This window comes from Acinetobacter sp. HA, assembly GCF_000264725.1.
GTDB lineage: Bacteria > Pseudomonadota > Gammaproteobacteria > Pseudomonadales > Moraxellaceae > Acinetobacter > Acinetobacter schindleri.
In genome coordinates this window covers 61,996-88,121 of record NZ_AJXD01000095.1, presented here as the reverse complement: position 1 = coordinate 88,121, position 26,126 = coordinate 61,996, and the positions used below count along the sequence as shown (strand labels likewise).

Annotated in this window: 20 protein-coding genes and 3 pseudogenes; 7 read left to right on the top strand and 16 right to left on the bottom strand. The window is 45.3% G+C overall.

Annotated elements, in window-relative coordinates:
- Positions 1–4: 4 nt before the first annotated feature.
- Positions 5–1,027 carry an NADPH-dependent aldehyde reductase Ahr gene (gene ahr / locus HADU_RS12660; RefSeq protein WP_008307005.1) on the top strand — a complete coding sequence of 341 codons (1,023 nt, stop codon included), beginning with the start codon at positions 5–7 and terminating at the stop codon, positions 1,025–1,027.
- Positions 1,028–1,142: 115 nt separating this feature from the next.
- Here ahr and tnpA read toward each other — a convergent pair whose 3' ends face one another.
- Positions 1,143–1,556, bottom strand: coding sequence for an IS200/IS605 family transposase (gene tnpA, locus HADU_RS12655; RefSeq protein ID WP_004782114.1), 414 nt, complete (start codon positions 1,554–1,556; stop codon positions 1,143–1,145).
- 20 nt (positions 1,557–1,576) lie between these two features.
- Between tnpA and HADU_RS12650 the strand changes: the two genes are divergently transcribed.
- On the top strand, positions 1,577–2,638 hold the full coding sequence (locus HADU_RS12650) for an RNA-guided endonuclease InsQ/TnpB family protein (protein ID WP_034592995.1): 1,062 nt from the start codon (positions 1,577–1,579) through the stop codon (positions 2,636–2,638).
- A 23-nt stretch (positions 2,639–2,661) separates the two neighbouring features.
- Here HADU_RS12650 and HADU_RS12645 read toward each other — a convergent pair whose 3' ends face one another.
- From HADU_RS12645 to HADU_RS12615, 7 genes are all read right to left on the bottom strand, one after another.
- Entirely contained in the window at positions 2,662–3,306 is a 645-nt protein-coding gene (locus HADU_RS12645) for a hypothetical protein (protein WP_034592976.1), read from the bottom strand.
- Between the two features lie 62 nt (positions 3,307–3,368).
- A complete protein-coding gene (dapB, locus tag HADU_RS12640; RefSeq protein WP_008307000.1) occupies positions 3,369–4,190 on the bottom strand; it encodes a 4-hydroxy-tetrahydrodipicolinate reductase in 822 nt (273 codons plus the stop codon).
- Between the two features lie 313 nt (positions 4,191–4,503).
- Positions 4,504–4,977, bottom strand: coding sequence for a Dps family protein (locus tag HADU_RS12635; RefSeq protein ID WP_004814100.1), 474 nt, complete (start codon positions 4,975–4,977; stop codon positions 4,504–4,506).
- 297 nt (positions 4,978–5,274) lie between these two features.
- The gene (dnaJ, locus tag HADU_RS12630) at positions 5,275–6,387 is read right to left on the bottom strand and encodes a molecular chaperone DnaJ (RefSeq protein ID WP_004895889.1); all 1,113 of its coding nucleotides are present in this window, start codon (positions 6,385–6,387) and stop codon (positions 5,275–5,277) included.
- A 105-nt stretch (positions 6,388–6,492) separates the two neighbouring features.
- Complete coding sequence (locus HADU_RS12625) at positions 6,493–6,870, bottom strand: hypothetical protein (RefSeq protein WP_004814094.1); 378 nt, start codon at positions 6,868–6,870, stop codon at positions 6,493–6,495.
- Between the two features lie 132 nt (positions 6,871–7,002).
- Positions 7,003–10,140 carry an efflux RND transporter permease subunit gene (locus tag HADU_RS12620; RefSeq protein WP_008306994.1) on the bottom strand — a complete coding sequence of 1,046 codons (3,138 nt, stop codon included), beginning with the start codon at positions 10,138–10,140 and terminating at the stop codon, positions 7,003–7,005.
- Between the two features lie 2 nt (positions 10,141–10,142).
- On the bottom strand, positions 10,143–11,246 hold the full coding sequence (locus HADU_RS12615; protein WP_008306992.1) for an efflux RND transporter periplasmic adaptor subunit: 1,104 nt from the start codon (positions 11,244–11,246) through the stop codon (positions 10,143–10,145).
- Between the two features lie 148 nt (positions 11,247–11,394).
- On the opposite strand from HADU_RS12615, the gene HADU_RS12610 reads away from it, so the two are divergent.
- From HADU_RS12610 to HADU_RS12595, 4 genes and pseudogenes are all read left to right on the top strand, one after another.
- Positions 11,395–12,015 (top strand): TetR/AcrR family transcriptional regulator, encoded by a 621-nt coding sequence (locus HADU_RS12610; protein ID WP_034592993.1) that lies wholly within the window; start codon positions 11,395–11,397, stop codon positions 12,013–12,015.
- 145 nt (positions 12,016–12,160) lie between these two features.
- A complete protein-coding gene (gene ppc / locus HADU_RS12605) occupies positions 12,161–14,845 on the top strand; it encodes a phosphoenolpyruvate carboxylase (RefSeq protein ID WP_008306988.1) in 2,685 nt (894 codons plus the stop codon).
- Between the two features lie 298 nt (positions 14,846–15,143).
- On the top strand, positions 15,144–16,436 hold the full coding sequence (locus tag HADU_RS12600; RefSeq protein ID WP_008306987.1) for a solute carrier family 23 protein: 1,293 nt from the start codon (positions 15,144–15,146) through the stop codon (positions 16,434–16,436).
- Positions 16,437–16,533: 97 nt separating this feature from the next.
- Positions 16,534–16,890, top strand: a pseudogene (locus tag HADU_RS12595) (LysR family transcriptional regulator); the annotation flags it as partial.
- A 151-nt stretch (positions 16,891–17,041) separates the two neighbouring features.
- Here HADU_RS12595 and HADU_RS12590 read toward each other — a convergent pair.
- The gene (locus HADU_RS12590) at positions 17,042–18,196 is read right to left on the bottom strand and encodes an RNA-guided endonuclease InsQ/TnpB family protein (protein ID WP_008306985.1); all 1,155 of its coding nucleotides are present in this window, start codon (positions 18,194–18,196) and stop codon (positions 17,042–17,044) included.
- Positions 18,147–18,806: an IS607 family transposase gene (locus HADU_RS12585; protein WP_008306983.1), complete on the bottom strand. Its 660-nt coding sequence runs from the start codon at positions 18,804–18,806 to the stop codon at positions 18,147–18,149. The genes HADU_RS12590 and HADU_RS12585 overlap by 50 nt, the downstream gene beginning before the upstream one ends.
- 33 nt (positions 18,807–18,839) lie before the next feature.
- Between HADU_RS12585 and HADU_RS12580 the strand changes: the two are divergent.
- Positions 18,840–19,406: pseudogene (locus HADU_RS12580) on the top strand (LysR substrate-binding domain-containing protein); the annotation flags it as partial.
- Here HADU_RS12580 and HADU_RS15440 read toward each other — a convergent pair.
- From HADU_RS15440 to ilvD (HADU_RS12555), 6 genes and pseudogenes are all read right to left on the bottom strand, one after another.
- A pseudogene (locus tag HADU_RS15440) lies at positions 19,403–19,564 on the bottom strand (sulfite exporter TauE/SafE family protein); the annotation flags it as partial. The pseudogenes HADU_RS12580 and HADU_RS15440 sit on opposite strands and share 4 nt — an antisense overlap.
- Before the next feature lie 165 nt (positions 19,565–19,729).
- On the bottom strand, positions 19,730–20,017 hold the full coding sequence (locus HADU_RS12575; protein WP_004814081.1) for a chorismate mutase: 288 nt from the start codon (positions 20,015–20,017) through the stop codon (positions 19,730–19,732).
- On the bottom strand, positions 19,998–21,320 hold the full coding sequence (locus HADU_RS12570) for a hypothetical protein (protein ID WP_008306976.1): 1,323 nt from the start codon (positions 21,318–21,320) through the stop codon (positions 19,998–20,000). Before HADU_RS12570 ends, HADU_RS12575 begins: the two co-directional genes overlap by 20 nt.
- 156 nt (positions 21,321–21,476) lie before the next feature.
- Positions 21,477–23,162, bottom strand: coding sequence for a dihydroxy-acid dehydratase (gene ilvD, locus HADU_RS12565; RefSeq protein ID WP_008306974.1), 1,686 nt, complete (start codon positions 23,160–23,162; stop codon positions 21,477–21,479).
- 490 nt (positions 23,163–23,652) lie between these two features.
- Entirely contained in the window at positions 23,653–23,856 is a 204-nt protein-coding gene (locus HADU_RS12560) for a hypothetical protein (RefSeq protein WP_004814075.1), read from the bottom strand.
- A gap of 198 nt (positions 23,857–24,054) precedes the next feature.
- Complete coding sequence (gene ilvD, locus HADU_RS12555) at positions 24,055–25,884, bottom strand: dihydroxy-acid dehydratase (protein WP_008306966.1); 1,830 nt, start codon at positions 25,882–25,884, stop codon at positions 24,055–24,057.
- Positions 25,885–26,126: the final 242 nt, after the last annotated feature.

Below are 26,126 nucleotides of genomic sequence, written 5' to 3'. Positions count from 1 at the left end.
GCCCATGTCTAATAATACCATTCAAGCCTATGCCGCAATGTCTGCAGGTGCAGCACTAGAGCCTTATCAATTTGATGCAGGTGAACTTCAGCCACATCAGGTCGAAGTCAAAGTTGAATATTGTGGCCTATGCCATTCCGATATTTCAGTGCTCAATAATGACTGGGGATCTTCAGTCTATCCTGTTGTAGCCGGCCATGAAATTATTGGCACAATCACACAACTGGGTTCGGAAGCCAAAGGTTTAAAGGTTGGTCAGCGCGTCGGCATTGGCTGGACAGCAGAAAGTTGCCAGCATTGTGACCCGTGTATTTCAGGTCAACAGGTCATGTGTACTGGCGGTCAGGTGGCCACAATTGTGGGTCATGCCGGTGGGTTCGCCGATAAAGTCCGTGCTGGCTGGCAATGGGCAATTCCTCTACCGGAAGATCTGGATCCGACCAGTGCCGGTCCTCTGCTCTGTGGTGGTATTACCGTATTTGATCCGATTCTGAAACATCAGATTCAGGCCATTCACCATGTCGGGGTTATTGGCATTGGCGGTTTAGGGCATATCGCCATTAAATTGCTCAAAGCTTGGGGCTGTGAGATTACTGCTTTTACCTCCAACCTGGATAAAACCGATGAGCTCAAAGCCATGGGTGCGGATCATGTGGTGAACAGCCGTGATCCGGCAGCGATTAAAAAACTGCGTGGTAAATTCGATTTACTGCTCAGTACCGTGAATGTCACGTTGGACTGGCAGGCTTATCTGGCGACACTGGCACCGAATGGTACCGTGCATATGCTGGGCTTACCTTTAGAGCCGATGCAGATTTCGGCTGGCTCATTAATTGGCGGTGCCAAATCCGTGACTGGTTCACCGACAGGTTCTCCAGCAGCTTTACGTCAGTTACTGAAATTTGCCGCGCGTAAAAATATTGCGCCACAAATTGAATTATTTCCAATGTCAGATATCAATACAGCGATTGAACGCCTGCATTCTGGCAAGGCCCGTTACCGTATCGTGTTAAAAGCAGATTTTTAAATTGTTGATTTGAATACACTCATCTGCCCTTCTGCGATAGTCGGGCAGATTTTTATCCGTTGGAGCGTAAAACTTCGGGGTTCAGCCCGAGGATATAAGCGACTGGCGTAAGCCATTAATGCGGTGTTTGCTGTTGCTGAATATAGTGTTTAATAATTCCGATTGGCGCACCTCCGCATGACGCAGCGAAGTAACTTGGAGACCACAGGGCATTGCCCCATAATTTGCTCTTAATTTCAGGATGCTTAGTTCGTAGAATGCGACTAGACGCACCTTTTAAGCTATTCACTAAACTAGAAATGGCGACTTTAGGTGGATAATTGACGAGCAAATGTACATGATCATGTTCACCGTCAAATTCTATCAATTCAGCTTCAAAGTCTAAGCAGACACGTTCAAATACTTCACGCATCGTTTCAAGCATGGCATTGGTGAAAACATCTCTACGATATTTCGCCACAAATACCAAGTGAACGTGCATATTAAAAACACAGTGACGACCTGTTCTAATTTCTTGACTATTGTTCATAGACTAAATATATTCTAATGATGAAAACACTTAAGTTACGTATAAGAAACAAACATTGCAAGGTGCTAGACCAATTAGCATCTGAGGTGAATTTTGTTTGGAATTATGTGAATGATTTAGGATTTAAACATCTCAAGCGTAAGGGTGAATTTCTATCGGCATACGATATTGCAGAATACACCAAAGGTACTTCTAAGGAATGCAACCTGCATAGTCAAACTGTTCAAGCCATTACAGAAGAACTTATTACCCGAAGAAAGCAATTTAAAAAAGCAAAGCTGAAATGGCGTGTAAGCAACAAAAAATCAGCAAGACGATCTTTGGGTTGGATACCATTTAAAAAATCAGGATTCAAGTATGCCGATGGCTGGGTTGAGTACGGGAAAACTAAATTCAACTTATGGGACAGTTATGGTATAGGCAAATACAAGGTTAAAACTGGCTCATTTGTTGAAGATAGTCGTGGGCGCTGGTATGTGTGCCTCGTGGTTGAATCACCTAAACAAGAAAAACCAATAGCAACCAAAGCCATAGGCATTGATTTAGGTTTAAAAGATATTGCCACCTGCTCTGATGGCGCAGTAATCACAAACCCTAAATTCTATCGGAAGTACGAACAGAAATTAGGGATTGCTCAACGATCAAGGAATAAAAAGCGTGTTCGTGCATTACACGCTAAGATTGCAAATTGTCGTAAAGATCATTTGCACAAAGCAAGCACCATGCTTGTAAAAAACAATGCACTAATTGTTGTGGGTGACTTAAGTGCCAGGAAACTAGTCAAAACTAAAATGGCAAAGTCTGTTTTAGATACAGGGTTTTCGGCACTAAAAACATTGCTCAAGTATAAATGCGAGAACGCAGGGGTATTGTTTGAGGAAGTCAATGAAGCCTATACCACCCAAATCTGTTCGTGCTGTGGTGAGATCACCTCAAGTAGTCCGAAAGGTAGGACGGGTCTTGGAATAAGAGAATGGGAGTGCGTAAGTTGCGGTACAGCTCACGATAGAGATAAAAACTCAGCTCTAAACATTCTTGCGCTCGGGCATGAGCGTCTAGCAGTAGGAATCACCCTCCTTTAGGTGGGTGAGGATGTCAAGACTGACTAACGCAGCGCTTCTGGCAATACCGGAACTGTCGAGGATTTATTCAGTTCCAGCTTCATTTTTTGCAACATCTGATAAGGCTGCTGCTGTACAAACATATTTACAAAAGTCAGCGGGATAGAGCCTTCAGGATTGGCATAACCATAAGTAGAGACCTTGACCTTTTTCTCGCCTAAACGGTTAAAAGTCCAATCACCTTCATAATGGGTCAAGCGTACATAATCCGGATTCAGTGGATAGCCCTTTTGAATGGCTTTGTTCTTAATCGTGATCTGGCCATTGGCTTCACGGATCATCTTCCCTTGTACCACTAAGTCCCGGTCTTTCAGCGGAAACGGAAAATCCAGTACCATATACAAGGTAAAATCCCCCTTTTTGTCATCCCGGGAGAGTAGCTTCACATTGCCCATATAAGGCACCCATTTTACTGCATTATCGACATCAATAATCAGGTGTACTGCCTGTTCTATCGGTACATCATAGGTCGTTTCAGCTTTATACAGAAAAACCGGATTATTCTTGTCTTGATAGGTCCAGACCTTGATATTATTTTTATTAATACTGAGTTTGGCATTTGGTACAGATTTAGGCTGTGCTGCGGCGGCAAATGCCACAGCACAGATCATGAGTATGACTTTTTTCATTTCATTGTCGTCTTATTTTAGTTTTAGTTATTCTTATACTTATAAATGATTTTGACGAAAATTTAAACTTGAATATCGTTAAAACCAAGTACATCTTTCATGTCATATTTGCGCGCATCGCGACCAACTACCCAAGCTGCGGCACGTACTGCACCTGAAGCGAAGTTCATGCGGTTAGTGGCTTTATGGGTAATTTCAACGCGTTCACCATCGGCAATAAACATCGCTGTATGTTCACCCACAATATCACCACCACGAATCGTTTGGAAGCCGATACTTTGGCGCTCACGTGGACCTGTATGGCCTTCACGGTGATAGACTGCATCTTTTTTCAGATCACGGCCGAGTGCACCTGCAATTGCCTCACCCCACATCAGTGCTGTACCTGATGGTGCATCCACTTTATGACGATGGTGCGCTTCAATCACTTCAATATCAACGGTATCACCAAATACTTTAGATGCTAGCTCTAGTAGTTTAATTGACACGTTTACACCCACTGAATAGTTGGCAGCGTAGACCACAGGGGTTTCAGTTGCAGACTCATCGAGGTAAGCTTTTTGTTCGTCGTTGAGACCCGTGGTACCAATCACGATGGCCACGCCATTTTCACGGCACACTTTAAGGTGATGTATAGTGGCTGCAGGTGCAGTGAAGTCAATGACCACATCACAGTCTTTCACCACTTCTTCAAGGCTACCCACGACTTTTACACCAACTACACCAATACCTGCCATTTCACCTGCATCTGTACCAATTAAAGTACTTTCTGGGCGTTCAACTGCTGCGCCCAATTGATAGCCGGCTTCTTTCACTGCCTGAATAAGGATGCGTCCCATACGGCCGCCTGCACCTAAAATTCCAATGCGTGGTGTCGCTGACATAACATAGTCCTGATATTGATTCGAAATTGTTCTTACTATAGCAAAACTCGCTCCTAACACTAAGATTGATCGCATAAAAATCAATGAAAAGAATTAAAGAAGATCATGAGCGTTTTTGATATGCAGGAAATGTTTAATTAAATTTTAAAGAGTCGGCTTTCTATAAAATATTGGGCAAGCTGTTTTTCCTGTATACACGATGAGCTCAGGATTAAAAATATAAAAAGCCCATAGGATCACCATGGGCCAGTTGTATGAGAGCAATACCTTGAAAATAGAAAACTAAAAATTCAGCTTTGAATATCTGAAAGATTTACTCTTCTAACAGACTTCTTAACATCCAGGCTGTTTTCTCGTGTACATTCAGACGTTGAGTCAGGATATCTGCAGTTGGCTGGTCATTTGCCTTGTCTACAATGTCAAACATGCTTCTTGCGGTACGGGCAACCGTCTCATGGGCATTGACCAGTAAGCGAATCATTTCCTCCGCTTTAGGAACACCTTCAATTTCCTCAATAGAAGTCAGCTTTGCAAACTGCTGATAGGTTCCTGGCGTCGGAAAGCCCAAAGAACGGATCCGTTCTGCAATAATGTCTAAAGCATTCCACTGTTCGGTATATTGCTGCATAAACATGTTATGTAGAGTATTAAATTGCGGGCCGGTGACATTCCAGTGAAAGTTATGGGTCATTAAATATAAGGTGTAGCTATCGGCAAGTAGTCTGGATAGACCTTCTACAATTTCCGCTCTGTCTTCGGCTGAAATACCAATATTTACTTTTATCATCTCGGTTACCTTAAATTTTAAAAAAATTATGCGTGATCAACTTCTTTATTCTTATAATCAGTTTAGCTACTTCAGCAAATTGCAAAAGATGAGATCAGTATCATTTATGTTAGCTTTGTTGAAATAAAAGAGTAAGTTCAAGCCACAGGAATGTAAGGTATGACAGGAGCTTTACTGAGCAGTAAACTTATACAGAAACCTGAGGAAGATACCAATTTTTTCTCTTTAAAAATCGGTGGACTATAAAGCTAAGATATAAAAAAGGACGCCTGAGCATCCTTTTTTATTTTCATTCAATTAGTCAAACAGACGATCAAAGAATGATTTTTTCTTCGGTGAAGATTGGCTACCTTCCCCATCCATTGATGCTTGCAGCTCTTTCAACAATTCACGCTGACGTGCAGTCAGGTTTACCGGTGTTTCAACCACAATCCGGCATAACAGGTCACCAGTCATGCTGGTACGAACAGGTTTTACACCCTTACCACGTAAACGGAATAATTTACCGGTTTGCGTACCTTCCGGGATTTTCAGGCTGACACGGCCATCCAGGGTTGGGATTTCAATCTCTTTACCCAATGCAGCATCAGCAATTGAAACAGGCACATCCATATACAGGTCAGCACCATCACGCTGGAAGATCTCGTGCTCACGCACCACTACTTCTACGTACAGATCGCCTGATTGACCATCACGAATCGCTTCACCCTTACCGGTTAAACGTACGCGGTCGCCATTGTCCACACCCGCTGGAATGGTAACTTCCAGGGTTTGCTGACGATCAGATACGCCCGAACCATGACATTTATTACATGGATTCTTGATGATCTTGCCTTGACCACGACAGGTGCTACAGGTTTGCTGTACAGAGAAGAAGCCCTGCTGCATACGTACCTGGCCTGCACCATGACAGGTCGGACAAGTTTCCACATCATTCGGATTTTTGGAACCTTTACCATCACAGGCATCACATGGTGCAGGTGCAGTGAAAGTAATAGTTTTCTTGACGCCTTTGACTGCTTCTTCCAGGCTCAGTTCCATGACATAACGTAAGTCAGAACCACGGCGCGCACGTTGTTGCTGACGACCACCACCAAATGCCCCACCAAAGATGTCACCGAACTGGCTGAAAATATCTTCTGCGCTAAAACCACCGCCGAAGCCACCGCCGCCGCCCATACCACCTTCAAAGGCCTGATGGCCCATGCGGTCGTACATGCTGCGCTTTTCGCTGTCAGACAGTACTTCATAAGCTTCTGAAGCTTCCTTGAACTTTTCTTCAGCTTCTGGATTGTCAGGGTTGCGGTCTGGATGATATTTCATCGCCAACTTACGGTAGGCTTTTTTAATCTCATCATCACTAGCGGTTTTAGCAACACCCAAAACCTCATAATAATCACGTTTAGCCATGTCTGGCGATGCTCCTCACGGAATTTTATTTAATACTTAACTGTGGTCTGAAATTGGGGGTCAAACCAGTTTTTACAAGGGGGAATATGAAAAAAAATCGAAAGCCTAGAAAACAGCTTTGCTTTGATAGAATTTGGAAACGCCCTTGAACCAGGCATTAATCATGAAAATAAACGCAATAAAGCTGAATACGACGCCAGCGACCGTGCAGGCTTTCACCCATAACATGCTGTCCCAGGCATGGAAAAAGAGTGGAATGAACCAGAGGGCTGCAAAAACAGCCAGCATGGTATAGATTACCACATTACGCATGATCCACAGCGCTTGTGCCTGTAGCCAGACTTCTGCATAGTCGACCTGAGCGACTTTGCGTGCTAACCAATAAGAAAAAATTCCAAAAATCACGGTAAAAGAGGCTAAAAACATGAACACATATGCAATGGCTACAGAGCGCCGCATTTGAGTTAAACTTTTTTGATTCATGTCTCTTTCAACCTCGTTGCCCGTTTCTGCAACACGGGAAAAACGGCAACTTCGCATTTTTTAAAATTGTAAAATTATCAGGCACTACTATATTAAAAAATTTAATATTTCGCACCTGATTTTAAGACAGTTTTAGACCGATCGCGAAGTTTTCTTTACCTTAAACCATTGCGCATACAAGGCCGGCAGGAAAAACAGGGTTAACAGTGTCGCCACAATCAGTCCGCCCATGATAGCAACTGCCATGGGACCGAAGAAAATGCTACGTGAAAGTGGAATCATGGCCAGTACAGCAGCCAAGGCAGTCAATACAATTGGACGGCAACGGCGTACCGTGGCATTGATGATGGCATCCCATTGTGATTCCCCAGCCTGAATATCCTGTTCAATTTGATCAATCAGAATCAGGGAATTACGCATGATCATGCCTGAGAGTGCAATCGTACCCAGCATGGCGACGAAACCAAACGGTTTATTAAACAATAACAGAAAGAGTACCACGCCAATGATGCCCAGTGGGGCGGTCAGGAACACAATAAAGGTCCGTGACATACTTCTTAGCTGGATCATCAGCAGGGTCAGAACCACTGCCAGGAACAATGGCATACCGGCATTCACAGAGGTCTGACCACGTGCTGATTCCTCTACGGTTCCGCCTACCTCAATCAAGTAGCCACTTGGTAATTGAGCTTTAATGCTCTCCAAGACAGGAGCAAGCTGATTGACCACGGTGGCTGGTTGTAAATTGCTACGGATATCCGCACGTACGGTAATCGTCGGCAAACGGTTACGATGCCAGATTAGTCCCTCTTCAAAGCTGTATTCAATATTGGCAATCTGCGCCAAGGGCACAAAGTTACCACGTGCAGTGGGTACCGCCAGACTGCTTAAAGATGCCACATCGACACGTTCAGCCTGCTCACCACGCAGACGGATTTCAATCAGCTCACGTTTTTCCCGGAACTGATCCAGTCCCGCGCCTGCAATGGAGCTGTTCAGGAAATTGGCCAGATCACTACTGCTCACACCCATCTGACGGGCACGGTCCTGATCAATGTCTAATTTGATCACTTTACTTGGCTCGCCCCAGTCCAGATGCACATTGGTGGTGTTCTGGTTTTCAGCTACCTTGGCAGCGACTTTTTGTGCCCAGCTGCGTACCAGTGCCAAGTCTTCACCCGACACCCGGAATTGAAGTGGATAGCCGACTGGTGGACCATTTTCCAGCAAGGATACACGAGTACGTACTTCAGGTAACAGCAGACGAATCTGCTTGCTTAAAGATTCACGGATTTCATTGCGATCTTCCAGGGAAGAGGCCAGTACCACAAACTGGGCAAAGCTGGTTTGAGGCAATTGCTGATCAAGTGGCAAATAGAAACGCGGTGAACCGGTGCCGACGTAAACCACGTAATTATCAATGCCCTCCTGTTTAGACAGGAAAGCTTCGACTTTTTTCACAGCAGCTTCGGTGGCTTTCAGTGAAGCCCCCTCTTCTAGTTTCAGATCGACCAGGATCTCCGCCCGATTGGAGGGTGGAAAGAACTGTTGCGGTACCAATTTAAACATGATGATCGACAGGACAAAAATTCCTACAGTCAACGCAATCACGGTCTTGCGATAAGTGACACAGGTATTTACCCAGCGTCTAAAACCCTGATAGAACCGGGTTTGATAAGGATCATGATGCTCCCCCGCATGATGCACAATCGGCTCTGGTTCAGGCTGCTTGCGCAGACGTGCCCAGAGGCGCTGATACCAAGGTGCTTTCTGGATCAGGTCTTTATTAAAATCCGGCAGGAGTTTGTCACCCAGATAAGGGACAAACAGCACCGCAGCAATCCAGGACACCAGCAAGGCCAGGGTCACCACCTGAAAGATAGAACGGGTATATTCCCCAGTGCTGGATGCAGCAGTCGCAATTGGCAGGAAGCCAGCTGCCGTAATCAGGGTTCCGGTCAACATCGGAAATGCCGTGGTACGCCAGGCATGCCCGGCAGCTTCCAGCCGGCTATAGCCCTGTTCCATTTTGATCGCCATCATCTCAATGGCAATAATGGCATCATCGACCAGCAGGCCAAGTGCCAGAATCAGTGCACCTAGGGAAATCTTGTGCAGACCGACATCAAATAGCTGCATCCCGGCAAAGGTCATCGCCAGCACCAAAGGAATCGAAAAAGCCACCACCAGACCCGGACGGAAACCGAGAGAGAAGAAGCTGACCAGAAGCACGATAATCACCGCTTCCGCCAGCACCTTCATAAACTCGTTGATACTGCGTTTGACCGCCACCGGCTGATCCGATACTTTTTGCAGGTCCATCCCCAGAGGCAGGGATTTCTGCAGGCGGGCAAATTCCTGTTCCAGATGTTTACCCAAGGCAATGATGTCCCCACCCTTACGCATCGATACCGCAATACCAATACCGTTTTCCCCCATAAAACGCATACGTGGCTGGGCGGGATCGGTAAAGCCGCGATAGACCTCTGCGACATCGCCGAGCTGGATGGTTTTACCATTCACATACAGTGGCATCTGCTGTAGCTCTTCTACAGTCTGCAATGCACCGCTGACCCGAACCTGAATCCGGTCTGTGTCAGTTTCAAAGAAACCGGCATTGCTCATAGCATTTTGCTGTTGTAGCGATTGCTGAATGGCAGTGACTGGAATACCCAGCTGTGCAGCTTTGGTATTAGAAATCTCAATCCAGATTTTCTGGTCTTGCAGGCCAATCAGCTCAACTTTGGCAACATCTTTGACACGCTGCAATTGCAGTTGCAGACGGTCGGCATATTCTTTGAGTGTCGCGTAGTCGAAATCTTTGCCTTTCAGCACATAGATATTGCCGAAGGTATCGCCGAATTCATCGTTAAAGAACGGACCTTGCACGCCTTGTGGCAGTTCATGCCGGATATCATTGACTTTTTTGCGCACCTGATACCAAACATCAGGAATATCTTTGGAGCGTAAACTGTCTTTGGCAATAAAGGTCACCAAAGATTCCCCTGGACGTGAGTACGCCATAATGCGTTCATACTGTCCCGTGGTCATCAGCTCCTTTTCAATCCGGTCCGTGACCTGCAGGGAAACTTCCTGTGCACTGGCCCCCGGCCAGTAGGTCTGGACCACCATCACCTTAAAGGTAAAAGGTGGATCTTCGCTCTGTGACAGTTTGGAATAGGACATGATGCCGACCAGACCGAGCAGAATCATGAAGTACAGCACCAGACCCTTATTTTTCAGGGCCCATTCGGAAAGGTTAAAATTCATGTTTAACCTCCAGCCCGAATGGTCACACTACGGTTCTGACGGTCAATCGGACGGATTTTTTGCTGATCCCGGAGCAGGTGAATGCCTCCAATCACGACATAATCATCTGCTTTGAGGCCACTCAGCACAGGCACAGAGTCACGGCCATAAGCACCAATCTGTACCGGCAGCTTACGCACGGTAGAATCCGGCTTAACCACCATGACATAGGCCTGGCCATCCGTCGCAGAGACACTGGATAAGGGTACGCTCAGCGCATTGTCCTGAGTTTTGATAAAAAACACACGGGCACTTTGTCCGAGCTGAATCGACTTCTGACCTTCACGTAGTGCTACCCGCACCGTAAAAGTCCGGGACTGATCTGCAGCCGGAGAAATCTCACGCACATAAGCACTGAATTTTTCATCTTTTTTCGACCAGAGGGTAACCCAGGCCGGCTGACCAACCTTAATCTCGCTCACCGCCTGTTCCGGTACCCCAATCACCACTTCACGATCTCCGGAGAGTGCAATTTCAAAGGCTGCCTGTCCTGCTGCCACGACCTGACCGACTTCAATATGACGTGCAGTAATCACGCCATTTTTATTGGCAATTAAGCGGTTATAACCCGTCTGGTTACGGCTGACATCATAATTGGACTGGGCCTGCTTTAGATTCGATCTAGCTGCCTTATATTGATTCTCGACTGCATCATATTGCGAGCGGCTGACCGCATTGGCCGGCAGTAACTGTTTAAAACGGTTCAGTTCATCTTCCGCAATTTTGGCTGCGGACTGGGCACTTTCCAGTTGGGCACGCGCTGCGTTTAACTGCAGTTCCGCATCCTTGACATCTAAGCTTGCCAGTACCTGCCCGACCCGCACCTGATCCCCGACATCGACATAGCGCTGGATGATCTGACCAGCGACCCGGAACGCCAGCGGCGTTTGCTGACGTGCCTGCACATCCCCGGCATAGCTTTTCTGTTCTAAATAGGAAGTATTCGGCTGAGTCACCATGACAAAGGGAACTTCCTGTTCTGTTGCCGCATTGTTTTTGCTGCATCCCCCTAAGGTCACACTGCAAGCTATAATCATGCCGGTCAGGACGTACTGAATCGTGCTCATGTTGTCTGCTCTTATCAAATAATGATTTTTCTGGTCGATAGACTGCGCTATAGTGAACTGGTTATTTTTTAATTAATATACCATGCGGCACACTAATTAGAATTCCCCCCATAAAACAATGACCATTTTTATTTTTTTGGAAAAAAATGTGCAAATTCCCGTAGGACGTCCTAAAGATCTCGAAAAGCGCCGGCGTATTCTGGATGCGGCCAAACACCTGTTTCTGCAGCATGGCTATCATGGTTCCAGCATGAACCAGATTGCGCAGGCTGCAGGCGTAACCAAGCTGACGGTGTATAACCATTTTCAGGACAAAGCCACACTGTTTACCTGCGCGATTGAAGATACTTGCGAGCATCTGATTCCAGCCAGTCCAACGACACTGCTGCATGCCAAGAGCAATTTTTGTGATGCGTTGCATGAAGCCTGTATATTGTCGATGAATATGGTCAATCTGCCGGAAGCGATTAAACTGGATTTACTGCTGATGGAACTGGCTTCCGAGCAAAGTCCTTTAACTCAACAATTCTTTAATGCCTCGCATCTGCGATTAAGCCAGCTCTGGCAAGAGTTCTTTCATCTGGCCCAGAGCTATCATTTTATTCAGCAAGATGATCCATTGCGTCAAACTGAACTGATGCTCTCACTGCTATTTGGTAACCGGCATCAGAAAGTTCTGCTGGGTGTGTTTCCCGTACCTGCCTTAGAAAAACAGCAAATAATTATTCAGGACGCTATTCATATTTTCTTATTGCGCTATGCCGCCTAAAATGCCAATTTGTAATTAGATTCATACAAATTGGCATTCACCTTGCTATTTTATAGGCAGGTCGTGTCCGACTTTTGTCTGTAATGGGCTTGGAATGCTTTCCAGGCGCGGTATAGTCAGGAAATGCAACAGAGGGAATATAAAAATGGCTCAACAAATTGATGCACCACTACGCGAAGACGTACGTTTACTGGGCAATCTGCTCGGTGAAACCTTAAAGCTACATGCGGGGCAGGATTTGTTTAATCAGGTGGAACAGATTCGGGCGCTTTCCAAAGGTGCTCGCGACGGCCAGCTAGAAGCAGAAAAACAACTCGAACAGCTATTTCTCAGTCTGGAAGATGATGAAATTCTTCCGCTTACCCGCGCCTTTACCCACTTCCTGAACTTTGCCAATATTGCCGAGCAATATCACGTGGTCCGTCGTCGCCGTCAAAGCGAATTTGATGAAACTGCCGAATCGCCAAATCCCCTGGTTCCCCTATTTGAAAAATTTAAACAGCAGGAAATTTCCGCTGAAAGCCTATATCAGCAGATCTGTGAACTGAAAATTGAACTGGTACTGACTGCGCATCCGACTGAAGTCAGCCGACGTACCCTGATTCAAAAATATGATGGTATCAATGACTGTCTGTCCAAATGCGACCAGCAGAAACTCACCCCGCGTGAACGCCAAGCCATTTTGGCCGAACTGAAACAGCTAATCACGTCTGCCTGGCAGACCGATGAAATCCGTCAGCATCGTCCGACACCAGTCGATGAAGCCAAATGGGGCTTTACTACCATTGAACAGACCTTATGGAATGCAGTACCAAAATTCATCCGTGAACTGGATGGCATGGTACAGGAACAGTGCGGTCAGTCATTACCGCTCAGTGTTGCGCCAGTGCGTTTTGCCTCCTGGATGGGAGGTGACCGTGACGGTAACCCGAATGTGACCCATCACATTACTCAGGAAGTACTATGGCTGTCACGCTGGAAAGCCGCTGATCTGTATTTACGTGATATTGAAGATCTGCGCTGGGAACTGTCGATCCAGCAATGCAGTGAAGAACTGCAACAGGCGCTGGGCAGCTCACATCCGGAACCTTATCGTGAATATCTCCGTGACACCCGTGAACGCCTGAAAGCAACGCGGCACTGGCTAGCAGAAAAACTGCATGGTCATGATGCCGATGACAGCCAGGTAATTAAAACCAAAGATGAGTTATTACAGCCTTTATTGCTGTGCTATCGCTCGCTGCTAGCGTGCAATCTACCAGAAATTGCCAATGGCAAACTGCTGGACTTTATTTACCGTGTGAACAGTTTCGGCATTGAATTGCTGAAACTGGATATCCGTCAGGAATCTGGCCGTCACCGTCAGGCGATCTCTGCGATTACGGAGTATCTTGGCTTAGGTAATTTTGAAACCTGGACTGAACAGGCACGTCAAAATTTCTTATTACAGGAACTGCAAAGCAAGCGTCCGTTATTACCAAAATACCTCAATGAACCGGCCGGTAGCCTGATTGAGCATCCGGATGTGCAGGAAGTCTTCGCGACCATGCGTACGCTGGCAGAACAGCCAAGTGAATCACTCGGTGCCTATATCATTTCGATGGCGGAATATCCAAGTGATGTACTGGCGGTTTTATTGCTGCAAAAAGAAGCAGGCATCAAACAGGCTTTACGTGTAGTGCCTCTCTTTGAAACTTTGAAAGATCTCGACGACGCAGCCAGCACCATGTCGACCCTGTTCAATATGCACTGGTATAAACAGCATATTCAGGGCAAGCATGAAGTCATGATTGGCTATTCAGATTCAGCCAAGGATGCCGGTTTTATGTCTGCCAACTGGGCGCAATACCGTGCCCAAGAGGAACTAACGGCTGTTGCAAAACAGCATGGTATCCAGCTGACGCTGTTCCACGGCCGTGGCGGTTCAATCAGCCGAGGGGGTGCTCCAACACAACAGGCCCTGTTCTCACAACCACCCGGCTCGATCTCAGGTGCGATTCGTGTCACTGAACAGGGTGAGATGATCCGCTTCAAGTTCGGTCTGGAAGGCATCGCGCTACAAAACCTGGAGATCTATACCGCGGCAACACTGGAAGCAACGCTATTGCCGCCCCCTGTGCCGAAAACAGAATGGCGTGACCTGATGCATCAGATGACCGATTTATCGGTACAGGTCTATCGCCAGACAGTCCGTGAAAATCCTCACTTTGTAAAATACCTGCGTACCGTCACCCCTGAGCTGGAACTGCAAATGCTGCCCTTAGGTTCACGTCCAGCGAAACGTAAAGTCAGTGGTGGGATTGAATCTTTACGTGCAATTCCATGGGTCTTTGCCTGGACCCAGATCCGTCTGATGCTACCTGCCTGGCTCGGTACCGGTGCTGCATTAAATGAGGTACTGGATCAGGGTCAACGTGCTACACTCGATGAAATGCTAGCGCAGTGGCCATATTTCCAGACCCTGATTGATATGCTGGAAATGGTCCTGTCCAAAGCAGATGGTGATGTGGCATTGTATTATGAGTCACACTTGACTCATGATCCCGACCTGAAAGTATTGGGTGAGGAACTGCGTCAACGTCTGAAAGATGCAGTACAAACGCTACTGACTTTAAAAGGTGAATCAAAACTGCTGACCAGTAACGATGTGCTGGATCAATCAATGCGTGTGCGTAAGCCCTATTTACTGCCGCTGCACTTGTTACAGGCCGAACTGATGAAACGCCGTCGTCTGTATCTGGCAGAGCAAAATGCTGAACACACCCCGGTAGATCATGCCTTAATGGTAAGTATTGCTGGAATTGCCGCTGGTTTACGTAATACGGGCTAAGTAATTTTTAATCATGAAGAAGCACATCTCCATGATGTGCTTTTTTATTGATCAGTCAATAGCCAAAAAAGCTTTCTTTTATATATCACATTAGATTTATTTATAGATCATCCCAAGAAGTAGCTGATGAATTAATCTACTGATTTCACTTTATTTTTAAACCACTTTACTTTTACCACACGGTAAAATCTCAAATAAAGTCATAGAATTAATTTGAACAAAAATTTTGTTTTGGTAATTAAATCTTCGAAAGAACAAGAGTATGATGTGCTCAATTTATCTTTTGAGTGCTCATTTTATGTCCAGTTGGTTTCCCAAATGGCGCCCTTATGAGGGCAGTATCGATGCACGACCAGTAGGTACCGCAGAGTATTTACCACCCGCACAAACTTTAATTCTAGGTGTACAACACGCTTTTGCAATGTTTGGTGCCACTGTACTGGCCCCGTTTTTGATGGGCTTTGATCCCAACCTGGCCATCTTAATGTCAGGGATCTGTACCATTCTGTTCTTTATCATGACAGGTGGCCGGGTTCCAAGTTATCTAGGATCAAGCTTTGCCTTCATTGGGGTCGTGATTGCGGCAACCGGTTATGCCGGTGGTGGCCTCAATCCGAATATTGGCGTTGCAGCAGGCGGGATTATTGCCTGTGGTATCTTCTATGCCCTGATGGGTTTTCTGGTCATGGCAACAGGAACCCGCTGGATTGAGAAATTGATGCCGCCTGTGGTGACTGGTGCGGTGGTCATGATTATTGGTCTGAACCTGGCTCCTGTGACTGTAAAAAGCGTGATGGGCAATACTTTTAATATGTGGATGTCTTTGGTCACAGTATTGTGTATGGGTTCAATTGCCGTCTTCACCCGTGGTCTATTACAGCGTCTGCTTTTATTGGTCGGCCTGTTATTGGCTTATCTGATCTATTTCGTACTTAGCAATGTCATGGGTTATGGCACTGCTATCAATTTCCTGCCAATTCAGCAAGCAGCTTGGTTTGGTGTACCGACCTTCCATGCGCCGACTTTTGAATTGAATGCCATGCTGATCATTGCACCGATTGCCTTGATTCTGGTCGCTGAAAACCTCGGGCATATTAAAGCAGTCGGCGCAATGACTGGAGAAAACCTGGATCCGCATATCGGTAAAGCCTTTGTTGCAGATGGTGTTGCGACTACCTTGGCTGGTGGTGTCGGTGCTCCGGGGATGACCACGTATGGTGAAAACATCGGTGTGATGGCTGTGACCCGGGTTTACTCCACCATTATCTTTGCCGTAGCCGGTGTGTTTGCAGTCTTCCTTGGCCTATCACCGAAGTTTGGTGCAATTATTCATACCATTCCAACTGCGATTCTGACTGGTGCTTCGATTGTAGTCTTTGGTTTGATCACCATTGCCGGTGCAAAAATCTGGATTGAAAATAAAGTCGACTTCTCACAAAACAAAAATCTGATGGTTGCGGCTGTGACCATTATTTTAGGTACGGGTGACTTTGCCCTGACCTTCGGTAACTTTAACCTAGGTGGAATTGGTACAGCGACCTTTGCTGCGTTATTCCTGAACTGGTTCTTTAGCCTAGTTGATAAAAAATAATTCGAAGACTTAAATTTTCAAGCAGCCTCCAGGCTGCTTTTTTTATATCGCAAGAATTGTTTAAATAGGCCTGATCTTTTATATGAGCATCCTGCCGATGCGTCTGGATTTTTTTGATTTACGTCTTTTTCTCAATATAGTCGACACAGGTAGTCTGACCAAAGGTGCTGAACGCTCTGCTATTTCCTTACAGGCAGCCAGTGAGCGGATTAAAAAGCTGGAACAGCAATATCAGGTCAGTCTGTTTAGCCGCCATTCTGGCGGAGTGAAAATGACTTTTGCAGGTCAGGTCTTTGCTGAGCATGCCCAAGCCATCCTGCAACAGGGACAACAGCTGTCACGAGCTATGGCAGTTTTTAGTGAAGGACAGCATTCTAATATCAGCTTGTGGTGTAATTCATCAGCACAAAGTGAATATCTTCCCCTGTTGCTACCCAAGTATCTGGTCAATAACCGTTATTTAAAACCTACTCAAACCTACTCAAACCTACTTACGTGGGCTTAATGTCTAATTCCTGCTTCACTATCAAGAACCAATCGCAATTGCTTTTGGGATTACCTCAATTCCACAGGCTGTCACGGTGTAACTCACCGCCATTGGTAGCTTAGGTGGCTACCAATTCTTTATCTGCATGTTTTAGGATATTAATCGCAGCATTAATATCCCGATCATGCAGGGTTTTACATGAACATCGCCACTTACGCATTGATAGCGTTAAGTTTTGATTTAATTCACCACAATGCGAACACATTTTACTACTTGGAAAGAATCTACCAACAGATAGAATTGACTTGCCATGTTGTGCTGCCTTGTAGATCAGTTGTCGCTTGAACTCATGAAATCCCATATCAGATATGGCTCTTGAGAGTTTACGGTTCTTAACCATACCTTTCACATTTAAATCCTCAATTGCAATTACATCGAATCGCTTGATTAAATTCGATGTGACTTGATGAAGATGGTTCTTTCTCAGGCATGATATTTTGTAGTGCAAACGAGAGAGCTTGGTTTTCGCTTTTTCTCTATTTTGACTACCTTTCTGTTTGCGGCTAAAAGACTTTGTAAGTCGTCTTAGTTTGGCTAGTTGTCTTTTTAATGGCGCACTTGATGGGATAACCTCACCATTGGATAGCGTGGCAAGATTAGAAACACCCAAATCAACACCAATAGCCACACCTGTTTTTGGGTGAAGATTCTCAGCTTGATTTAACTCAACACTAATAGAAGCAAACCACTTGCCACCTTGTTTAAATATTTTTGCTGATAGGATTTTACCTTGATAGCGTAAATCCTCAGTCATCTTTACCCAACCCAAGTTTGGGATACTGATTTTTCTATCTTTAATGCGAAACTGGTCATTTGATAATGAAAAACGATCATCTACGCCTTTTTTTCTAGGTCTAGGATACTTTGACTGACCACTGAAGAAGCGATCAAATGAGTTGCCTAGCTGCTTAATAGCAAGCTGTGGGGCGCACTTGGTTACTTTCAGCATAAATGGATATTTTGAACGCTTAAATGAGTTTAAGTGTTTTCTAATCTTGCCTTCGGATGGCTTATTGAGGAGTTTTTTATCAACCTCGACACCATAATATTCACACTGATCTCGATATTCTTTATCCGCTTTATACTGACGTTGCCATTCTTTTAATGCCCAATTATAAGATAAACGTGCAACACCACTTGCCTGTGCAAAATGAGTGGCTTGCTTATCGTTTGGCAGTAATTGAATGACATGCCCTCGTATAAATCGGCTCATAGTGCGTCTTTAACCGCCTGAATGAGCTTCTGGTTTTTTTGCTACGACTACCGTACAATCTTGCTGAAAAAACAGTAATAATTTCCAAAACGTCTTGAGCAAGTTCTTCCTCAAAAGATAAATTTTCACCTTTATTAAGAATAACAATTTCAACACTCTTAGCTTCGCATAAGGCAAAAACCAATTCAGCTCCAAAGCGCAACAAACGGTCTTTATGCGTTAAAACCAAACGCCCAATTTCATCATTCATAATGGCTTCAAGGAGCTTATTTAAGCCTTTTTTCTTGTAGTTCATACCTGAACCAAGATCGGAAATTAACTCAAACGTCCAACCTTGATTGGCGCAATACATTTCTAAAACTTGTTGCTGACGGATTAAATCTTCTTTTTGATCATGACTAGACACCCTTGCGTATGCAATGGTTTTTCTTTGATCCTGACTATCAAGCTTATGGATTTGCTCAGGCGTGATCTTACTCAGATCATATCGCCTGTGATTTTTAGGGGTTCGATCTGCAACCAAAGCGCCTTCTTCATCCCAACGTCTTAATGTTTGAATGGAAACGCCTAGTGTTTTAGCTGCAACGCTAATGCTTACATACTTACTCATAATTTATATATTAGTATAGAAATGAGTAGATTTCAACTAGCAGTTATGACCCCCAATATCCAGATTGATCTAAAAGAAGCAGAGAGCAATGACATTATTGCAGCATTGACCAGTGGCACTGCCAAACTTGGTTTAATTTCCAGCTTCTTTGCTGCTCCACAGTTGCAAACCCTGGAATTTTCAGATGATCCTTTGGTGCTAATCTGTCCAGAACAGCATGATCTCAGTACCAGTAAAGCATTGAAATTAGGGGACTGTCTGAATTATCCCTTTGTGGGTTTAATGCAATATCACTCCTTACAACAGTCTATTGAAGCTCAGGCCAGATTACTCCACTGCGAAATCCAATACCGCTTAAGATTGCCGAATTTTTCTGCTATTGCTCAGGTGGTTGCGAATGGTGTTGGCATTGCCATCATGCCGCAACGTGCTGCGCAACGTTTGGCCAAGCTCTATGCATTTAAGCAAATCCAGTTGACTGGAGATTGGGCCAACCGCAAGTTACTGTTAGCTGCGAAAAATTTTGATGAACTGAGTATTGCCTATCAACATTTTAGCCAATTTTTACTTTCTGCCGAGATTCAGAAAGTCTTGGATTAAATCCAGCCGAACTGGTGCAGTGTCATATAACTGCCCAAAGCAATCAGACCGATAAAAAATACAGTACGGAATTTCTGCTCAGGAATTCGATAGCGAATTTTCTTACCCAACCACATGCCGATGAGCGCAGGAACTAAAGCAATTGCCGACATCGGAAAGCAATCATCTGATGATCCCAAATTTATTTAGAACCATGCTATAAAAATGACTGCCAAAGAAAAATCAGGGTTTTAAGGATACAGCCTCAAGCAAATCTTGAGGCTCAAGATGTACTTTGCTGGAAAGCATCAGATTGACCAGCACAGATTTTAAATAAAGGGCGCTTAAGGACGAAATTCTTTCAGTTCGCGCTGAATAAAATGCTGGAACATTTCCCGATACAGGTGCTCGATAAACACTGGATCAATGCCCTGCTTTTGAGCTTGGGCTTTGACATTTTCAACAACCTGCTCCATCCGTTCCGGAGATTGCAGGTCAGTTTCAGTTTTCTTGAAACGGGTGGTTTGATCTACATAAAACTGGCGCGCAGCAATCAGCTCAACCAAAGCTGTATCAATCGCGTCAATCTGCTCACGTGCATGTTGTAATGATTCAGCTTTTACTTTGTTCATGTTTATTCAGTTCACTTTCAGTTTGATTATCACTCTTATACTTTTCTTCTAACACATTACTGAAAATACTTTCAATCATCCAGACACGATATAAGCTATTAAATACAAAACTTTGATTATCAATCCGAAGTTCCAGCACCGGCAAGTTGGGCTGAGACTTCATTTCACAGAGCATATCATTGTCTCTAAGCTTAGCCTGAATATCTTCTTCGGTCAGTTGCCCAACTCCCAGTTCCTGCTGTAAGGCATTGAAATGTGGGGTATAACTCAAGTCACGTCCACGCGTCCAGACCGCCTGCAAAATCCGGTACATCGCATCCACCCGCCCTTCTTCCGGGCAGCTGTAATACAGCTGTGCCATCGGCAAAATGCTTTGTACCGTCGGTCGGCAAAATGGGGTAAATTCGACTTCAGTCCGTTTTGACAGGCGCGTTGCCAGTCCCCAGTCAAAGCCATCACGGCCACGATAAGACAGCGGATAGACATTCAGATGGATATTATAAAAATCAGCCAGTTCTTCCCTAATATAGGCCAGCAACAGCCAGGAAATTGGATCTTCCAGGGCAATATACAGATCCAGTTCCGGATCTAAGCCCTGAATTTCATTCAGTTCTTCAGCATCACTGATCAGGTGCTCACGCCATTCAATATGATTGATCAGGAAGATTGGATTACCCGTCAGTAATTTTTGCTGTTTCAGACGGCGGGTTAAACGCAGCAGATCATCTACGGCATGATACTGACGGCCACCGAAATCAAAATAGCTGGCCAAAACCGGGGTTGTGTCAAAGACCCGTTCAGAAAAATCCTGTGGCTGATGATGGCGACTGGCCATGGTATGCAAGGTACGCAGTTTGCCATACTGCTTTTGCCACAGCATATGAAAGATATCTTCCAGCAGATAAAGAAAATCCTGGCCACGCAATGGGGTTCGGCGCAGAATGGTTTCGGCCTGTTTTAAGGCTTCTGCAGTGGGTAATTCTGGTGTTTCATGAAAGCTGAAACGATGCTGTCTGGAGAGGATTTTGGCATCATTAATACAGTAATTTTGCCATTCTTCAAAAGACATCTGATTCGGTATTTCGCCCCGTTGACTGGAGATGACTACCTTCAACGGTTTTAATTCCGGACTCAGGATCTCTTCCAGTTGTGGTAACAGCTGCACTGCCAGATAGCTATACACATCATCCAGACGCAGATAAATCGTTAAGCCATCTTCAGCAGATAGCACCGCCTGGCGGGTTGGCTTTTGATAAAACCAACTCGATCGGATTGGATCGAACCAACGGCGTAACAGGGACATGAGATCAGCCTCAGTAGAGAACAACGCAGCAGATGACAGCGTCTAACTGCTACAGGATACTATCTTTTTCACCAGAATAGCAGATCACCTGGATCTGCTGTATGTGAAAAAAACTTATATCAATTCAAGACAAAATGATCAATGTTTACAGAGCGTTTAGATCTCGAGATTTAGGTCAGTCACTGCCCCGGTTTCTGCACCAGAGGTCAGTTTGGCAAACTTGGCTAATGCTCCATGCGTGTAATTCGGTTTTGGTTTAATCCAGGCGGCCTGACGTGCAGCGATTTCCTCATCCGAGACATGCCAGGTCATTTCACGGGTTTCTGCATTTATCGAAATCTCATCGCCATTTTGTACCAGACCGATCGGTCCACCTTCATAGGCTTCTGGGGTGACATGACCAATCACAAACCCATGACTACCACCGGAGAATCGGCCATCGGTAATCAGTGCTACGGAATCCCCTAAGCCTTTACCAATAATCGCTGAGGTCGGTTTCAGCATTTCTGGCATGCCTGGTCCACCTTTAGGACCAACACCGCGAATCACCACCACTTCACCCGGCTGAACTTCACCATCCAGAATCCCGCGCATGGCGCCCTGTTCACCCTCAAAGACCCGTGCTGCTCCTTTGAAGTAAAGGCCTTCCTTACCGGTAATTTTGGCCACGGCACCTTTTGGTGAAAGGTTACCTTTCATAATGATCAGATGTGAATCTTTTTTCACCGGCTGGTCAAATGACAGGATAATCTGCTGACCTTCAGGATAATCTTTTACATTCGCCAGGTTTTCTGCCAGAGTTTTACCAGTCACAGTCAGGCAGGAACCATCCAGCATGCCGGCATCCAGCATACGTTTCATCAATGGTTGAATCCCGCCAATCGCAATCAGCTCCGACATCAGATATTTACCCGATGGACGTACATCAGCGACTACAGGAATGTCTTTACCAATCCGGACAAAATCATCCAGACTGAGCTCCACACCTGCGGTATGTGCCATGGCCAACAGATGGAGTACACCATTGGTCGAACCACCCAAAGCAATCAGAACTTTAATTGAATTTTCAAAAGCCGCTTTGGTCATGATGTCACGTGGTTTGATGTCCAGACGTAACAGATTCATCACGGCTTCACCAGCACGGGCACAGTCGATCTGCTTGTCTTCAGAGACGGCTTCCTGTGCAGAAGAACCCGGCAGGCTCATACCGAGTGCTTCAATCGCAGAAGCCATGGAATTCGCGGTATACATCCCGCCACAAGAACCTGGACCCGGCAAAGCCACTTCTTCAATATGCTTGACCTGAATCGCATTGATTTCACCTTTGGCATGCTGTCCGACTGCTTCAAATACGGAAATCATGTCGGTATGACCTTCGCCCGGTTTGATGGTACCGCCATAAATAAACAGACCTGGACGGTTTAGACGTGCCAGTCCCATGATGCAGCCCGGCATATTTTTATCACAGCCACCAATGGCAATTACACCATCATAGGCCTGACAGCCGACCACTGCTTCAATCGAATCCGCAATGATTTCACGGGACAGCAAGGAATATTTCATACCTTCGGTACCATTAGAAATCCCGTCGGAAATGGTAATGGTATTGAAGATAATGCCCTTGCCACCCGCAGCACTCACACCCTGTTCTACCGTTCTGGCCAGACCGTCAATATGCATATTACACGGGGTGACATTGGCCCAGGTCGAAGCAATGCCAATAAAAGGACGATTAAAGTCTTCATCCTGAAAACCCGTGGCACGCATCATGGATCGGGCCGGGGCATTTTCGATGCCTTCATAAACGGGGGCTGAGTGCTCTCGGATATTATCTTTACTCATCTTGTTTTGTCCTGGATGTAATTCTTGTGAAGCCTGAAAGCTGTCTAGGTTTTATCCGATTGTATAGAAAGCCGTGTCCACATAAAAGTAAGACTCTGTGTATCACCTAAGTCTGTTTTTCTCTTGCTCTAGGCGCATGAGTAAGAGCGATATCAATGTCGCTGCCTTGCATTCATCTTAAAGCAATGCTTTAAACTTGTTCAGGCAATAGAGTCAGTGCAATAAAAGTATTTTTTACTTTGGCGCTATCCAAAGTAAAAGTCTGCCTATGCAAAAATTATTAGAACCCTAAAAGTGATTTGAGGCAGTGAATTATCAAACAATCAGACTAGCATTTGCAGTGCAATATCAGGGGGTTGCCATATGACCTGACTCGGACTTTTAAAGCCGAGTCTTTTTCTTGGACGATGGTTCAAATGTTAGAGAACTGAGATAGATTCATTCACATAGTCATTCAAATCACTGCCTGGCGCATTTTTAATATATGTGCTTAATTCAACTGATGAAGATCAAGTTCTTCATTGGATGCCAAGATCACAGATCCAAGAATCGGAGCTCCCAAAATTACAGGAACAGCTAAAATCCAGAATACGACGGTGTAATGTGGATCAAAGAAAAATTGAATACTAAGTGCGGCTAAAATCATAATGAGCACTAAAATTACGACAAAGCGGCTAATAAATTTCATTGACATGCGTGTAATCACTTTTGCATTGATACTGTATTTTTACTATACACCTACTTTTATTAAGCCTTTATTGGTTTTAAATATCTAAAGTACTGCCATGATTGCTTTTATGAAAGTTCACGTGATTTACCCAACCTTAAATATCTAAGAAATAAAAAAAGCACCCCATCTGGAGTGCTTTTTTGTGCTATAAAAATTTACAGCTTAGATATCACGTACTGCACCTTTCGCAGCACTCGTGGTGTGCATTGCATAGGCTTTCAAGGCTTTAGAAATCTTGCGTGGACGCTCTTCCGCAGGCTTCCAACCTTTGGCTTCTTGCGCTGCACGACGTTCTGCCATTACAGCGTCCTCAACAGCCAGGTGAATCGTACGATTCGGAATATCGATTTCGATACGGTCGCCATCTTCAACCAGACCAATCGCACCACCTTCCGCAGCTTCTGGTGACACGTGACCAATTGAAAGACCTGATGAACCACCCGAGAAACGACCATCTGTTACAAGTGCACAGTCTTTCCCTAAACCTTTTGATTTCAGGTAGCTGGTTGGATACAACATTTCTTGCATACCTGGGCCACCACGTGGGCCTTCGTAACGAATTACAACCACATCGCCGGCCGTGATTTTACCGCCCAAGATCGCTTCAACTGCTGAATCCTGGCTTTCAAATACACGTGCTGTACCGTTGAACTTCAAGATCGACTCATCTACACCAGCCGTTTTTACAATACAGCCATCCAGTGCGATGTTGCCATAAAGTACTGCCAGACCGCCGTCTTTAGAGAAGGCATGTTCGGCATTGCGGATCACACCATTTTCACGGTCACCATCTAAACGTGAGTAGTAGCGGTCTTGTGAGAATGCGGTTTGTGTTGGTACACCGCCCGGTGCTGATTTAAAGAAGGTATACACTTCTTCATCTTCAGTACGGATAATGTCCCATTTATCCAAGGCATCTTTTAAAGTTGCTTCATGGACGGTGGGTACAGAGGTATCCAACAAGCCTGCGCGATCCAGTTCACCCAAGATCGACATGATGCCACCAGCGCGGTGTACATCTTCCATATGTACGTCCTGCTTTGCAGGTGCAACTTTACACAGGACTGGCACTTTACGAGACAGACGGTCAATGTCATTCATGGTGAAATCAACACCAGCTTCATGAGCAGCTGCCAATAAGTGAAGTACCGTATTGGTTGAACCGCCCATCGCGATATCTAAAGTCATAGCATTTTCATACGATGCTTTGGTTGCGATATTGCGTGGCAGCAAGCTGTAATCATTTTGCTCGTAGTGACGTTTGGTGATCTCTACGATGAGTTGACCTGCTTTTTCGAATAACTTTTTACGGTTTGCATGTGTAGCAAGTGTTGAACCATTACCTGGTAAAGACAGACCCAATGCTTCAGTTAAGCAGTTCATTGAGTTCGCTGTGAACATACCAGAACATGAACCACAAGTTGGACATGCAGAACGTTCATATGCTGCAACTTCTTCATCAGTGAAGCTATCATCTGCTGCAACCACCATGGCATCAACAAGGTCAATCGCGTGTTCATTACCACGGATTTTCACTTTACCGGCTTCCATTGGGCCGCCTGACACGAATACGACTGGAATGTTCAGGCGCATTGCCGCCATCAGCATCCCCGGTGTGATTTTGTCACAGTTCGAGATACAGACCATCGCGTCAGCACAGTGTGCATTCACCATGTACTCAACCGAGTCCGCGATCAGGTCACGTGAAGGCAGTGAATACAACATGCCATCATGACCCATCGCGATACCATCATCCACAGCAATGGTATTAAATTCTTTTGCTACGCCGCCTGCTTGTTCAATCTGACGCGCCACCAATTGACCGAGGTCTTTAAGATGTACGTGGCCCGGAACGAACTGGGTAAATGAGTTGACCACTGCAATAATTGGCTTGCCGAAGTCTTCATCCTTCATACCAGTGGCGCGCCATAAGCCACGCGCACCCGCCATGTTTCTTCCGTGTGTCGATGTTTTTGAACGATAGTCAGGCATTGTGTTATTCCAACAAAGGTTGTGCTTGAGATGAATGAGTTCATTCACTCTGGCGAAATCTGTCTGATCGAGAGCATGAAATCAGTCGAAAATTGAACATATCATACACCAAGTTACACGGCGGATCAGGCGCTTATCAATGTGACAGGCGGGGATATGCTCAGAGCAGTTTCAGTACGTACACGATTAAAATATTTTATTAAAAACTACTATACCGTTATCGTTCCGGTTTAAATACAAAA